General features: G+C 69.5%; 16 protein-coding genes and 1 tRNA gene. 7 read left to right on the forward strand and 10 right to left on the reverse strand.

Annotated features, from left to right (window positions below):
- Genes RYH80_RS04490 through RYH80_RS04500 form a run of 3 tightly spaced genes read left to right on the forward strand, consistent with a single transcriptional unit; the run spans position 1 to position 1,606 of the window.
- Entirely contained in the window at positions 1-657 is a 657-nt protein-coding gene (locus tag RYH80_RS04490) for a 30S ribosomal protein S5 (protein ID WP_370902659.1), read from the forward strand.
- Entirely contained in the window at positions 657-1,121 is a 465-nt protein-coding gene (gene rpmD / locus RYH80_RS04495) for a 50S ribosomal protein L30 (RefSeq protein WP_370902660.1), read from the forward strand. Before RYH80_RS04490 ends, rpmD begins: the two co-directional genes overlap by 1 nt.
- A complete protein-coding gene (locus RYH80_RS04500; protein ID WP_370902661.1) occupies positions 1,121-1,606 on the forward strand; it encodes an uL15m family ribosomal protein in 486 nt (161 codons plus the stop codon). Before rpmD ends, RYH80_RS04500 begins: the two co-directional genes overlap by 1 nt.
- A 154-nt stretch (positions 1,607-1,760) precedes the next feature.
- Here RYH80_RS04500 and RYH80_RS04505 read toward each other — a convergent pair whose 3' ends face one another.
- Together RYH80_RS04505 and RYH80_RS04510 are read right to left on the reverse strand one after the other, a co-directional pair.
- On the reverse strand, positions 1,761-3,245 hold the full coding sequence (locus tag RYH80_RS04505) for a glycerate kinase type-2 family protein (protein ID WP_370902662.1): 1,485 nt from the start codon (positions 3,243-3,245) through the stop codon (positions 1,761-1,763).
- Positions 3,246-3,284: 39 nt separating this feature from the next.
- Positions 3,285-4,355 carry a zinc-dependent alcohol dehydrogenase family protein gene (locus RYH80_RS04510; RefSeq protein ID WP_370902663.1) on the reverse strand — a complete coding sequence of 357 codons (1,071 nt, stop codon included), beginning with the start codon at positions 4,353-4,355 and terminating at the stop codon, positions 3,285-3,287.
- A gap of 103 nt (positions 4,356-4,458) precedes the next feature.
- Here RYH80_RS04510 and RYH80_RS04515 point away from each other — a divergent pair, with 103 nt between their 5' ends.
- A complete protein-coding gene (locus tag RYH80_RS04515) occupies positions 4,459-4,914 on the forward strand; it encodes a pyridoxamine 5'-phosphate oxidase family protein (protein WP_370902664.1) in 456 nt (151 codons plus the stop codon).
- Here the strand turns inward: RYH80_RS04515 and RYH80_RS04520 are convergent, their stop codons facing one another.
- Positions 4,915-6,486, reverse strand: a complete 1,572-nt coding sequence (locus RYH80_RS04520; protein WP_370902665.1) for a replication factor C large subunit — start codon at positions 6,484-6,486, stop codon at positions 4,915-4,917. It abuts the gene before it with no gap.
- Between the two features lie 120 nt (positions 6,487-6,606).
- Positions 6,607-7,113, reverse strand: a complete 507-nt coding sequence (locus RYH80_RS04525) for a hypothetical protein (protein WP_370902666.1) — start codon at positions 7,111-7,113, stop codon at positions 6,607-6,609.
- A gap of 264 nt (positions 7,114-7,377) precedes the next feature.
- Here RYH80_RS04525 and RYH80_RS04530 point away from each other — a divergent pair, with 264 nt between their 5' ends.
- Both RYH80_RS04530 and RYH80_RS04535 read left to right on the forward strand, forming a co-directional pair.
- Complete coding sequence (locus RYH80_RS04530; RefSeq protein WP_370902667.1) at positions 7,378-7,620, forward strand: antitoxin VapB family protein; 243 nt, start codon at positions 7,378-7,380, stop codon at positions 7,618-7,620.
- Positions 7,617-7,991 (forward strand): PIN domain-containing protein, encoded by a 375-nt coding sequence (locus RYH80_RS04535; protein ID WP_370902668.1) that lies wholly within the window; start codon positions 7,617-7,619, stop codon positions 7,989-7,991. The genes RYH80_RS04530 and RYH80_RS04535 overlap by 4 nt, the downstream gene beginning before the upstream one ends.
- 81 nt (positions 7,992-8,072) lie before the next feature.
- Here RYH80_RS04535 and RYH80_RS04540 read toward each other — a convergent pair.
- The 5 genes from RYH80_RS04540 to RYH80_RS04560 all read right to left on the reverse strand — a co-directional run bounded on the left by RYH80_RS04540 (position 8,073) and on the right by RYH80_RS04560 (position 11,859).
- A tRNA-Ala gene (locus RYH80_RS04540) sits at positions 8,073-8,144 on the reverse strand.
- 188 nt (positions 8,145-8,332) lie between these two features.
- A complete protein-coding gene (rpsJ, locus tag RYH80_RS04545; RefSeq protein ID WP_370902669.1) occupies positions 8,333-8,647 on the reverse strand; it encodes a 30S ribosomal protein S10 in 315 nt (104 codons plus the stop codon).
- Positions 8,648-9,913 (reverse strand): translation elongation factor EF-1 subunit alpha, encoded by a 1,266-nt coding sequence (tuf, locus tag RYH80_RS04550; RefSeq protein WP_370902670.1) that lies wholly within the window; start codon positions 9,911-9,913, stop codon positions 8,648-8,650.
- Positions 9,914-10,097: 184 nt separating this feature from the next.
- Positions 10,098-11,108, reverse strand: coding sequence for a homoserine dehydrogenase (locus tag RYH80_RS04555; protein ID WP_370902671.1), 1,011 nt, complete (start codon positions 11,106-11,108; stop codon positions 10,098-10,100).
- A 1-nt stretch (position 11,109) separates the two neighbouring features.
- A complete protein-coding gene (locus tag RYH80_RS04560) occupies positions 11,110-11,859 on the reverse strand; it encodes an amino acid-binding protein (RefSeq protein WP_370902672.1) in 750 nt (249 codons plus the stop codon).
- A 321-nt stretch (positions 11,860-12,180) separates the two neighbouring features.
- Between RYH80_RS04560 and RYH80_RS04565 the strand changes: the two genes are divergently transcribed.
- The gene (locus RYH80_RS04565) at positions 12,181-12,636 is read left to right on the forward strand and encodes a PadR family transcriptional regulator (RefSeq protein WP_370902673.1); all 456 of its coding nucleotides are present in this window, start codon (positions 12,181-12,183) and stop codon (positions 12,634-12,636) included.
- Between the two features lie 6 nt (positions 12,637-12,642).
- Here RYH80_RS04565 and RYH80_RS04570 read toward each other — a convergent pair whose 3' ends face one another.
- Positions 12,643-12,891, reverse strand: coding sequence for a hypothetical protein (locus RYH80_RS04570; protein WP_370902674.1), 249 nt, complete (start codon positions 12,889-12,891; stop codon positions 12,643-12,645).
- Positions 12,892-12,911 lie beyond the last annotated feature (20 nt).

Genomic DNA, 12,911 nt, shown 5'->3' on the forward strand with positions numbered 1-12,911 from the left:
ATGAGCGCCAACGACGACGGCTGGACGCCGCGCACGCGGCTCGGCCGACAGGTACAGGCGGGCGACGTGACCTCCATGGACGAGGCGCTGGCGACCGGGCTCCCGCTGAAGGAGCCGCAGATCGTCGACCAGCTGCTGCCGAACATGGACGACGAGGTCTTGGACATCAACATGGTCCAGCGGATGACCGACTCCGGGCGACGTGTGAAGTTCCGCGTCGCCGTGGCGGTCGGCAACCGCGACGGCTACCTCGGCTACGCCGAGGCCCGGGACGACCAGGTCGGCGGTGCCATCGAGAAGGCGATCGACGTGGCGAAGCTCCACGTCATCTCGGTGGACCGCGGCTCCGGCTCCTGGGAGGACTCCGCCGGTGGGCGCAACTCGCTCACCCGGACGGCCGAGGGGAAGGCCGGCTCCGTCGAGGTGGAGATCAAGCCGGCCCCGCAGGGGCTCGGCCTCGCGGGCGCGGAGACGGTCCGCAACATCCTCTCGCTGGCCGGCATCGAAGACGCGTGGACTTCCTCGAACGGGAACACGCGGACGACGGTGAACCTCGCGAAGGCGACGTTCAACGCACTGACGAACGCCTCCCAGGCTCGCACGCCGGACCGCGCGCGACGCGTCCAGCGCGAGGCCCGAGAGGGGGTGAGTGAGTGATGCAGGCGGTCGTCCAACTCCGCGGGGAGGTCGACATGTCCGAGGACATCGCCGACACCCTGTCGATGCTCAACCTCCACGCGGTCAACCACGCGACGTTCGTCCCCGAGCGTGACACCTACGAGGGGATGATCACGAAGGTCAACGACTACGTGGCCTTCGGCGAGCCGTCCGTCGAGACGGTGGCGACCCTGCTGCGTCGGCGCGGCGAGCCCGCCGAGGGTGACGCAGACGTCGACGACGAGTGGGTCGCCGCGGAGACGGACTACGACGACGTGGACGCGCTCGCCGCGGCACTCGTCGACGAGGAGACGACGCTGCAGGAGACGGCGCTCGCGCCGGTCCTGCGGCTCCACGCGCCGCGTGGCGGCCACGACGGCGTGAAGCGACCCGCCACGGACGGCGGCGAACTCGGTCGCCACACGACCGAGGAGATCGACGCGCTCCTGGAGGCGATGCGATAATGACGAACAAGAAGAAGCGCCAGCGCGGGACGCGCACGCACGGCGGCGGCTCGCACAAGCACAACCGCGGCGCCGGCCACCGCGGTGGACGCGGTGCCGCCGGTCGCGACAAACACGAGTACCACAACCACCCACCGCTGGGGAAGCACGGCTTCACGCCGCCGGAGAAGACCCAGGACACGGTGGTCGAGGTGACCGTCCAGGAACTCGACGAGGACGCCGCCCTGCTGGCGGCCGACGGGCTCGCCGAGGAGACGGACGGCGCCTACCACCTCGACGCACGCGACGTGGCCGAGGACGGCCACGAGGTCGACGTGGTGAAGGTGCTCGGCAACGGGCACGCACGCCAGGAACTGCACGTCACGGCGGACGCGTTCACGGCGAGCGCGCGCGCCGAGATCGAGCAGGCTGGCGGGTCGGTCGAACTGACCGAGCGCGCGGAGCAGGCGGCCGAAGACGAGGCCGACGACGAGGACGACGAGTAACGGACTCGCCGTCGCGGTCGGCACTCGGCTGCGGCCTGTGGCATTTCTCTCGACGTGTCGGCCGAGGAGCGGCGGCACAGTCGTCCGGGAAACAACGGCACTGTCCCGTCTGCGACCAGAGCCGCGTGCAGACGCGCCGGGGCGCGTCACGACGTCACTCGACGACGATCACGCGGAGGTCGTTGACGTTCGTCCCGGTCGGACCGGTGGCGATGGCGGCGTTCGTGCGCTCCAGTACCGGGAGCGAGTCGTTGCGCGCGAGTGCTCGCTCGGCGATCCCCGTGTCGACGGTCGTCGCGTCGACGACGGCACCGGCGGCGTCCGTCGACCCGTCGCGGCCGTCCGTGTCGACGGCGGCGACCGCGACGCGATCCGCGAACCGGTCGTCCGTGTCGCGGCGGGCGAGTTCGGCGGCCGCCGCGAGTGCGTACTCGCAGTTCGGGCCGCCAGTGCCGTCGCCGGTCACCGTCACGGTCGTCTCGCCGCCGGCGAGTAACACGACCGGCGCCGAGGCACGGTCTGCGACCGTCGCGGCGAGTGCGCCCGCTCTCCGACCCGCGACCCGTGCCTCGCCCGTGACGCGGCGGCCGAGTACCCGAGCGTCGTAGCCGCGGCGTCGTGCGGCCTCGCGTGCACCGGCGAGCGCGCGCCCGGCGTCCGCGATCACGACCGTCGCGGTCGTCGTCGGGACCGACTCGCCCGGGGATGCGTCGTGGGACGAAGCCGCGCCGTCGCCGGTGTCGGTGTGGGTGTCCGCGTCTGACTCACTCCGCTCGGAGAGGAACCGTCGTACCGCCGGTGCGTCCACCGCGTGGCGGTCGAGGACGGCGAGCGCGTCCGCGGGCGTCGTGTCGGTCGGTACCGTCGGCCCGCTGGCGATCACCGCCGGGTCGTCGCCCACCACGTCGCTGACGACCAGCCCCAGGACGGTCGCCGGTGCCGCGCGGGCGGCGAGACGGCCACCTTTCACCGCCGAGAGTTGCGTCCGGACAGTGTTCACGTCGGCTATCGGTGCGCCAGCGGCGAGCAACTGCTCCGTCACCGACTTGACTGCGGTCAACGAGAGTCCTTCGCGTGGCGCGGCCAGCAGCGCACTCCCACCACCGGTGATCGGCGCGAACACGAGCGTCCGGTCGTCGGCCGCGTCGAGTGTCGCGAGCGCCTCGCGTGTCCCCGCTACGCCCGCGGCGGTCGGCGTCGGGTGACCACCCGCTCGCAACGAGACGGACCCCACGGCACCGGCGGCCGACGGCGGGACGAGCACCGTGCCGCCGTCGATCTCGTGGTCGGCGCCGGTCAGCACCGCGTCGAGACCACGGACGAGCCCCGCGGCAGCCTTCCCGCCGCCGACGACGAGGAGGTGATCGTACGCCGCGAGGTCGAGGGTGACCGCAGAGTCGTCGTCGCGTCCCGCCGCACCCGCTCCCGCGACGAGACCGGACACGCGGAGGTTCGCTCCCTCGACGGAGAGTGCCGTTCGGATCGCTCGCTCCGGCCGAGCAGCGTCGATTCCGGCCGCGAGACAGGCGAGCGCCGTCGCCCGCGTGTCGGTCGTCGCGAGCGCCTCGTAGTTCTGGACCATCTCCCGAACCCGATCCGTCTCGCCGTCGTGCCTGGACTCCGTGTCACGTTCGGTCACGTCGTCACCTCGCTGGGCGCCGACTGGCGTGGGCGGGTGTCACTCGAACGTCAACACCTCCACGCCGTCCGTCTCGTACTCGGACATCGCCGCGAGGCGGTCGGGGACCTCGTCGAGCGACACCGTCCGACCGACGAGCGACCCCGGGTCGATCTGCCCGGCGTCGAGCAGCCCGAGCAGTTCGTCGTACCGCGTCTGTGGCATCCCGCGCGAGCCGAGGAACTCGATCTCCCACCGCGTCACCGCGTCGACGGGCAGCGACACCTCGCCACGCTCGGCGTCCGTCGTCAGCCCGACCTGGACGTGTGTCCCGCGCTGGCGGAGACACGCCACGGAGTTCCGACACGTCTCGGCACGCCCGAGCGCGTCGACGGAGACGTGTGCACCCTCGCCGCCGCGGTCGGCCGCGAGCGAACGGATGGCCTCGGGTGGGTCCGTCGCCGTCGCGTCGACCGTCTCCGCCGCACCCGCCTCCCGTGCGCGGTCGAGCGCGGCCTCGTCGACGTCGACCGCGATTGGTCGCGCTCCGAGGGCGTCCGCGACGTGGACCGCCGAGAGGCCGACGCCACCACAGCCGTGGACCGCCACCCAGTCGCCGGGCGCCACGTCGGCGCGGTGTGCGAGTGCGTGGTACGCCGTCGTGAACCGACAGCCGAGTGCCGCCACGTCGCGCGCGGCGACACCCTCCGGCAACGGGAGTGCGTTGTAGTCGGCGTGCGGGACGTGGACCGCCTCGGCGAACGCACCCGGTGCGTCGCGTTCGAACCCCAGTGCGGTGCCGTCGAGACAGGTGTTGCCGTGGCCGTTCGTACACTCCAGACAGCCGCCACACCCCAAGTCGAACGGCACCGCGACGCGGTCCCCGACGGTCACGTCCGTCACCCGGTCGCCGACCGCGACCACCTCGCCCGCCGGCTCGTGGCCGAGCACGTAGTCCGTCGGCACCTGATCGTCGGCCCACTCGCCGTGGCCCTGCCAGGCGTGCCAGTCCGACCGGCAGATGCCACACGCCTCGACGGCGACGACCGCCCCGTGTGGTGCCGGCTCCGGTGCGTCCACCTCGGTGATCTCCAGTGGCTCCCCGTACTCGCGGAGGACGGCTGCGCGCATACTCGCCGTCACGTGACCGAGCCCGTTAGGTGGTCGGGTGGCGGTAGACGACGGCTCCGGGCACGAGGTGGTTACTTCACACTGGCGAGCGTACACACACCACATGTCCGACACTCCAGCGGACGTGGACGCACTGGTCTCCAACGAGATGGACGACGCGGCCGTGGACGCCGCGTTGCGCGAGCACGGGACGGGTGTGTTGTCGCTGGCACGCCAGGGGGAGTCGTACGCCGTCCCCGTCTCGTTCGGCTACGACGGCCAGCGGTGTTACTTCGTCTTCGTCGGCTACCACGAGCCGAGCAGGAAGGCGGAGTTCGCCGCGGAGACCGAGCGCGCGACGCTGACGCTGTACGAGACCGACGGCCGCGACGACTGGCACAGTGTCGTCGTCCGCGGGCCACTGCGACGGGTGGACGACGAGACGGAGTGGGACGACGCCACGGACGCCATCGAGGACAACGGCTGGTACCCGAGTCTGTTCCGCGGGGCCGACCCGCGCGGGCGTGTCGACCTCTGGGCGCTCGACGCCGAGGAGGTCACCGGCTACGCGAGCGGGTGACTACACGAAGTCCGTCAGGCCCGACTGATCCTCGTCCTCTTCGGCGTCGTCGGCGGCGTCTCCCTCGCCCGCCTCCGCGTCCGAGCCACCAGTCCCGCGGTCCTCACCCGTCTCGGTACTCGCCGTCTCGGAGTCGTCGCCGCCACCGAGTTCGGCCAGCGACATCGAGCCGTCGTCGTCACCAGTCGCGTCGCCGCTCGTCTCGTCGCCACCCGTGGCGTCGTCGCCCGTCCCGTCGTCGACGGCGGACGCGTCCGCCTGGCCCGCGAAGGCGCCGCCCGCGTGCTCCTCGACGAGTTCCGACCGGCGTTCGGCGGCGTCTTCGACGATGGACTGGACCTTGTTCGTCGTCTCGCCAGAGCCCGTGACGAAGGAGACGTGTTCCTCCTCGAAGTCGTAGGCGGCGGCCATCTGCACCGTCGGTTCGCGCGGCTTGCAGTGGTGGGTGAGCGCCGCCAGGAACGGCAGCACCTCTCGCCGTGCGGTCGCCATGCTCGTCCCCTCGTGGCGCGCGATCTGCCGGACGACGTAGTCGGCCGTGTTCGAACTCCCGTGGTAGAACGTCGGGCGGTTCCACCGCGTCCACCCGCCTTTCGTCCCGTCGCGTGCGGCGGCGACACCGGCGGTGGCGTTGTCGCCCGCGTACCGCCAGTAGGAGTAGTCCTGCGTGGCACGGACGATCCCGAGCCAGCGGTCCGCGTTCGCGAGGTGATCGTAGGCCCGTGCGAGTTCCGCCCCCTCGTACACCTTCGGGAGGTTCTCCTCGATCCAGCCGGCGAGGTCGTCCGGCGTCTCGTCGACGTCGTAGGAGGTGCGCAACACCTCCGCGGGGTCCTCGCCCTCCTTCAACACCGTGTCGAGGAACGGGAACAGGTCCACCGTCTTGTCGCGGTCGCTGGTCACCACGTCCGCTACCGTGAGGTGGTCGGCCGTCTCCGCGACCGCCTGGAGGTCGTTGACCGCACCGCGGAGGTCCCCGTCGTTCTGTTCGGCGATCCGGTCGAGCGCATCGCTCTCGTACTCGATCCCCTCCTTGCGACAGAGGTCCCGCAACACGGGGACGATCGACCGCTTGGACACGTCGCGGAACTCGATCTCGCGGGTGTTGTTCCTGAGCCCGCGCGACATCTCGTAGTAGTCGTTGGCGATCAACACCACGGGCTGGCGCGCCGTCTTCACCAGGTCGGTGATGGCGCGGGACCCACCGCGGTCGTAGTTGCCGTGGACGTTGTCCGCCTCGTCGACGATCACGAGCTGTCGCCCGCCGGAGTCGTCGCTCCCGCTGGCGCCGCCGAGCGTGGCGTTGTCGGCCGCGCGGCCGGCGTACCGCTCGATGTCGTCGGCCGTCCGCTGGTCGGAGGCGTTCAACTCCACCGTCTCCCACCCCATGTCCGCCGCCAGCGCGTGGGCCGCCGAGGTCTTCCCGATGCCGGGCGAACCGTGCAACACGGCCGCCTCGCCGTGGTCGTCCCACGTCTGAGCCCACTCGCGCACGTCGTCGACCGCCGAGTCGTTCCCGCGGAGTTCCGACAGCGACGACGGGCGGTACTTCTCCGTCCAGTCAGTCGGCATGTGTCGGTCTGGTCGCGCCCGCGTTCGACTCCCACACGTCGCTCCGGTTCATCTCGGTGAGTACTCCGGGGGCGTGGCTCTTAACGACCCGGTATGCGGTCGCGGACGGACCCACGAAGCTCACTCCTCTGTGGTCTCCTCGTCCGTCGTCGTCCCCACCCCGAAGGTGATCTCGGCGGTCGCCCTCGCGCGCCGCCGACGGTGTCGCGCGGAGCGGACGAGGTCCGTCACCTCGGTCTCGGTGTACGACAGCGCGGTCGCGGCCCGGTCGCGCGGGAGGTCGAACCACCCACACAGGATCACCACCGCCGCCTCGTCGCGGGTGAACAGCGTCGTGTTCGCCACGTCCGCCGCGAGGTCGCCCGGATCGAGTTCCGAGAACGCCGCCCCGAACCGCCGGTAGAGGTCCTCGTCCACCTCCCCGACGAGAATCCGCCCCGCGTCCTGCTCGTGGAGGTCCACGTCCGGCCGGCCGACGAACCCGGTCGGGAAGGTGCCGTACGTCAACGACTCCCCGTCGTCGAGCACCCCGAACGTCCGTCCCGGCTCGTCCAGCGGCTCCGCGGCCTCCCCGTAGCGCAGCCACGTCGCGTCGGTGTCGGTGTCGACCACGGTGTCTCCCACCACCGCGACGGGTGTTCCCCCGGCGGACGCAACTCCCCCGTCGTGCGACGCCCACCCGTGCGCGGTGGTGTCGACCCGTGGTGACGCTTCACACCTGTAGCTTTCTGAAGAAGTCTGACAGGTTATCGGGTTCGATAGCGAGGGTACTTGAACGTCGGAGGTTCGAAGCTCGAGGGAGTGAGTCGGGTCGTGCGGTCGGGCTCTCACCCGGTGGCTCGGTCGCTGTCCAGCCGAGCGTTCTTGTAGGGTGACGCGTTCAGTAGACACGTGGCGACGGAATCGAAGACGATCCGGCTGGACGACGACGTGTACGAGCGACTGGCGGCCGAGAAGCGTGACGACGAGTCGTTCTCGGAGGCTGTCGAGCGGCTCCTGGGTGGTGACAGTGTGCTGGATCTGTACGGAGAACGTGGCGAGCAGGGAACCGAGGACCTCCGGGAGGCGATCGAGGAGGCGGAGACGGCCAACCGGGAGCGTGTCGTGGAACTCCGAGAACGGGGCGACGAGTGATCGTCGACACGTCCTACGTGCTCGACCTCCTCGGCGGTAACCGCGAGGCGTTCGAGGCGGGGGAGGAACTAGTCGGCGGAGCGAAGGCGCTGAAGATTCCGACGATGACCATCGTTGAGTTGTTCGTCGGCTACGGCGCGACGGGCGACGAGGACGAAGCCCGCGAGGTCGAGAATGCGCTCCGTGGCCACCCGGTCGTGGAGATGGATCAGTTGATCGCTCGTCGCGCCGGGACCGTCGCGGGTCGAACCGGACTCGACTTCGGTGACGCCGTGATCGGCGCGACGGCGATTCAACTCGACGAACCGGTACTGACGGGGAACGTCACCGACTTCGAGACGATCGACGGAGTCGAGATCACGACCTACTGATCGACACTAGTTATCGATAACCGATAAAAGCGGACAGTGAAAGGTACGCTGTCAGTCCCTACTGCAAAGGAGGGTTCGTAGTGGACTCGCCGGGATTTGAACCCGGGGCCTTCTCCTTGCGAAGGAGACGATCTACCCCTGATCTACGAGCCCGCACACGTGAGGACGGCCGAGGCACACTTGAGGATTCCGTTTCGGACCGCCGTCCGTGAGTTCTCCCCACGGTGACGCCGCCTCTCGTCCAGTGACTCGCCGGAGATGCGGCGAGCGAGCGACGACACGGGCGCCGCTGGCGACCGTCGATAAACGGAGAGAACGGCGCGTCCGCGCGCCGGGTCGACTCAGTCCTCGAGGACGATCTCGATGTTCACGTCGTTGGGCACCTGAATCCGCATCAGCTGCCGCAGCGCGCGTTCGTCGGCGTCGATGTCGATCAGCCGCTTGTGGACCCGCATCTCCCAGTGCTCCCAGGTGGCCGTCCCCTCGCCGTCCGGGGACTTCCGGGCCGGGATCTCCAGGGTCTTCGTCGGCAGCGGGATCGGTCCCGACAGCTCGACACCCGTCTTCTCGGCGATCTCTCGCACGTCACCACAGATCTCGTCGAGGTCCGTCGGCGACGTGCCGACGAGCCTGACGCGAGCCTGTTGTCCGGGCATCTATCGCTCGTCGACGCTGACGACCTGACCGGCCGCGATGGTCTGGCCCATGTCGCGCACGGCGAAGCTACCCAGTTCGGGAATCTCGCTGGACGACTCGATCGAGAGGGGCTTCTGGGGACGCACGGTGACGACCGCGGCGTCGCCGGACTTGATGAAGTCCGGATTCTCCTCTTCGATCTCGCCACTGGCGGGGTCGATCTTCTGGTCGAGCGACTCGATGGTACACGCGACCTGCGCCGTGTGGGCGTGGAAGACCGGCGTGTACCCCTCGGTGATCACCGACGGGTGCTGCATCACGACGACACGAGCCTGGAACGTCTCGGCGACCGACGGCGGGTCGTCGGCCGGCCCACAGACGTCACCACGCCGGATGTCGTCCTTGCCGACGCCACGGACGTTGAACCCGACGTTGTCGCCGGGGCCCGCGTAGTCGACCTCCTCGTGGTGCATCTCGATCGTCTTGACCTCGCCACCGACGTCCGACGGCTGGAACGACACGTCGTCGCCCGGCGTCATCTCGCCCGTCTCCAGACGCCCGACCGGCACGGTACCGATCCCGGAGATCGTGTACACGTCCTGGATCGGGAGTCGCAGCGGCGCGTCCGTCGGCGGCTCCGACTCCGGCAGGTCGTTCAGCGCCTCCAGCAGGGTCGGCCCGTCGAACCACGACAGCTCGTCCGACTGCTCGGCGACGTTGTCGCCCTCGAACGCCGAGATCGGGATGAACGTCGTCGCGTCCGTGTCGAACTGGACCTGCTTCAACAGCTCCTGGACCTCGGACTTGACCGTGTTGAACTCCGTCTCGCCGTAGTCGACGAGGTCCATCTTGTTGACGCCGATGATGAGTTCGCCGATGCCCAGCGTCCGCGCGAGGAACACGTGCTCGCGTGTCTGCGGGGCGACACCGTCGTCGGCCGCGACGACGAGTACCGCGTTGTCTGCCTGCGAGGCACCCGTGATCATGTTCTTCACGAAGTCACGGTGGCCCGGACAGTCGACGATGGTGAAGTAGTACTCGTCGGTGTCGAACTCCTGGTGGGCGATGTCGATGGTGACCCCGCGCTCGCGCTCCTCGGCGAGGTTGTCCATCACGTAGGCGAACTCGAAGCCGCCCTTGCCCTTCTCCTCTGCTTCCTCGCGGTGCTGCTCGATGACGTGCTCGGGGACGCTCCCGGTCTCGAAGAGGAGCCGACCCACGAGCGTCGACTTCCCGTGGTCGACGTGGCCGATGATGGCCAGGTTCTGGTGTGGTTTGTCGCTCATTTGTGGATCACGCGCGAATGCGCTCTGTAGAGTCCCCTTCGGCCGATTCGGGTAAAACCATTTCGATACGGTACACAGGCCGTCCGTCCGCCGTCTTGCGGTTTCGTGTGTGTTCGGCTGCCGTGTGTCGGCGCCACACGGCGCCTGCCCGCGCTGAACACCCACTCACCGACGCCGCCGACGACTACCGGGACGGCTCCGGCAGTCGTCCCACGTCCGAGAGGACGGCCGACGCCGTCGCGTCGCCGCCGGCGCCACGACCGGAGATCGCCAGCCGACCGGCGTGGTCGGTCTCCACCTCGACGATGTTGCGGGTCCCCGAGACGGCGAGCGTGCCGTGTTCTGGGACGAGTCGCGGCCCGACACGGACCGCGTCACGAGTCGCCTCGCCGATCAGGCGGACCGTCTGGCCGTCCTCGGCCGCCAGTTCCAGGGCGTTCCCCGGCAGTCCCGCGATCCCCTCGACGGTCGCCTCGTCGAGACTCGTCGTCTGCTCGGCGAGGTCGTCGACACCCTCGGCGTCGGCCTCCGCCAGGCGGTTCGCGAGGATCACACACTTCAGTGCCGCGTCCGTCCCCTCCACGTCGAAGGAGGGGTCGGCCTCGGCGACGCCGAGGTCCTGCGCCTCGGCGAGTACGTGGTCGTAGTCGAGTCCCTCCGCGGCCATCCGCGAGAGGACGAAGTTCGCCGTCCCGTTCAACACGCCCCGGACGGCGTCGACACGGTCCGCACCCAGGTCGGCGACCGTCGAGAGGATCGGGATCGCGCCGCCGACGGTCGCCTCGAACAGCACCTCGCCCGCGGAGTCGGCTTCGCGAGCGCGGACCTCCGCGTACCGCTCGGCGACCGGACCTTTGTTCGCCAACACGACGTGCCGGTCGCGGTCCAGTGCCGTCGCGACGTGGTCGAACCCGGGTTGTGCGTCGCCCAGCGTCGTCGGCGTCGCCTCCACGAGCACGTCGTAGTTGGCCGCCAGCGCGTCCTCGGGCGCCGCCGGGCCGAGATCGCTCCCGTCGGCCTTCCGCGTCAGCGCCGCCGTGGTGTCGACGCCCGTCCCCGTCTCGGTCGCGGACGCCGGGTCGGCGACGACCGCGGACGACGAGTCCGCGAGTGCGACCACCTCGTGGCCGTACTCCGCGGCCAGTTCGGCCACGCTGCCGCCGACCGCACCGGCACCGAGCACTGCGAGGCGCACGTCAGACACCCCCCAGCGGCTCGATCACGTCGAGCCCCTTCCGGTCGGCTACCTCGCGGACGGCCGTCAGAGCACGCTCCACGCGCCCCTCCCGCGTCCGGAGGTGGACACGTGCCGCCGACGGCTCCTCGCGGGCGTCGGCGTCAGGCGCCGACAGCGACACGTTCGCCACCGTCACCTCGGCGCGGTCCCGGAGGTCCCGGAGCGTGTCCGAGAGGCCGGTGTCGACGAGGTGCCCGACGAGCACGACCACCACCTCGTCGGCGTAGTCCTCCGCGTCCGCGCTGACGACGGTGAGGCCAGCCTCGCGGAGCCCGTCACAGATCGCGTCGAACTGCGGCGGCGGACACTCCAGATCGATCGACACCGGGATCCGCCCCCGCGGCGTCCGCTCGCCACGCTCGTGGACGACGGACAACAGGTTGCCGCCGTGACGGGCAACGGGTTGGAGCGCCGCCAACAACTGTCCCGGTTCGTCGGGGAGTTCGAGTTCGACGGTGTGGACCCGCGACTCCGTCGCGCCGCCGTCCGTCTGTACGTCCGGCGCGGGCGGCGTGGTGGTCGCGGCTGGCTCGCCGGTCGCCGCCGACTCGGTCGTGTCACGTCTGGCGTCGTCGGCGTCCGATCCGGCCTCGTCGGCGTCTAGCGCGTCGTCCGTCTCCGCCGGAACGGCCTCGCCGTGGGTGAGCGACGCCAGCGAGTCCAAGATCGACTCCACGCTCTCGGGCTCCGGGCGGTCCTCAGGCTGCATACGACTCCCTCCACGGATCACTCGCGGCCGCGACGACGCTCGTCGCCCGCCGTGTCCGCCGTGGAGCGAGTGTGTCGCCCCCACCGATACCGCACGCTCCCGATCCCCGGATCCCGAGTGTCCGCGACTCGACGGTCCGGTTCGGTTCGCGCACGTCGCGCCGTCGGTGGGTGCCACACTGGCGCATGTTCCACCGGGCGTGTTCCACACTGGTAAGTCTTCCACCCCTGGAAACGATTGCCCGGCGGGTGTCACGAGCCACAGGGTTTACCTTCGGAGCCGACCCGGTTTCGTTCGTGACGGACGGGGTGGAGTGACCAGATGACGGACGTACTACTCCCGCTCGCGTTGTTGTACGCCGACGGTCGGAGAGAGATTCGTGGGGCGACGAGACTCCAGAAACTCGCCTTCCTCGCACAAGAGGAGTACGGCGCGGAGGATCTCCACGAGTTCGAACCGGACAAGTACGGACCGTTCTCCCCGAGTCTCGCGGGGGCAGTGGAGGCGCTGAAACAGAGAGGGCTCCTCAAGGAACGTGAGAAGCGAGTCCCGGGAGGTAACGAGATGCTCATTTACTCTCTCACCGACAAGGGCGTCAGAGTTGTGAAGCGACTGCTTCACGACCGAGACGAAGACGTGGAGAGTACGCTCGAGTCTGCAGAGAGGGTGAAAGCGGAGTGGGGAGACAGTTCACTCGATAGACTCCTGCAACACGTGTATCAGTCGTACCCACACTACACGTCTGAGAGTCGACTCGATCTCGCAGAGACCGTGTGAACGTCGTCACCTGTCCTCGTTCTCGTCACGAGGCGCGTCTCTGGACTCCTCAGAACCCTCACTGTCGTCTTGTGCCTCCGAGTGTGGACCGTCGTCCACTTCGGTCAAGCTCTCGTCGAGTGCGTCGATCGCTTCGAGCGCTTGTACTAGTTCCGGGAAATCGTCTGCCGACACGTCGGACAGTTCCATCTGTGGCCGGTTAGGGTCGTCTTCGCTGAACACGACTCCGGTGATCCACTCGGACTTGACGAGCATACTCTGTCCGAGCGGGACTG

The sequence above is a fragment of the Halobaculum sp. MBLA0147 genome, assembly GCF_041361345.1.
In the GTDB taxonomy this organism is placed as follows: Archaea; Halobacteriota; Halobacteria; order Halobacteriales; family Haloferacaceae; genus JAHENP01.

Coding starts and splice junctions, on each gene's coding strand:
- RYH80_RS04515 (WP_370902664.1), top strand. CDS start 4,459: ATGTCCGACACTCCAGCGGACGTGGACGCACTGGTCTCCAACGAGATG.
- RYH80_RS04560 (WP_370902672.1), bottom strand. CDS start 11,859: ATGCAGCCTGAGGACCGCCCGGAGCCCGAGAGCGTGGAGTCGATCTTG.
- rpmD (WP_370902660.1), top strand. CDS start 657: ATGCAGGCGGTCGTCCAACTCCGCGGGGAGGTCGACATGTCCGAGGAC.
- RYH80_RS04490 (WP_370902659.1), top strand. CDS start 1: ATGAGCGCCAACGACGACGGCTGGACGCCGCGCACGCGGCTCGGCCGA.
- RYH80_RS04520 (WP_370902665.1), bottom strand. CDS start 6,486: ATGCCGACTGACTGGACGGAGAAGTACCGCCCGTCGTCGCTGTCGGAA.
- RYH80_RS04570 (WP_370902674.1), bottom strand. CDS start 12,891: ATGCTCGTCAAGTCCGAGTGGATCACCGGAGTCGTGTTCAGCGAAGAC.
- rpsJ (WP_370902669.1), bottom strand. CDS start 8,647: ATGCCCGGACAACAGGCTCGCGTCAGGCTCGTCGGCACGTCGCCGACG.
- tuf (WP_370902670.1), bottom strand. CDS start 9,913: ATGAGCGACAAACCACACCAGAACCTGGCCATCATCGGCCACGTCGAC.
- RYH80_RS04565 (WP_370902673.1), top strand. CDS start 12,181: ATGACGGACGTACTACTCCCGCTCGCGTTGTTGTACGCCGACGGTCGG.
- RYH80_RS04510 (WP_370902663.1), bottom strand. CDS start 4,355: ATGCGCGCAGCCGTCCTCCGCGAGTACGGGGAGCCACTGGAGATCACC.
- RYH80_RS04500 (WP_370902661.1), top strand. CDS start 1,121: ATGACGAACAAGAAGAAGCGCCAGCGCGGGACGCGCACGCACGGCGGC.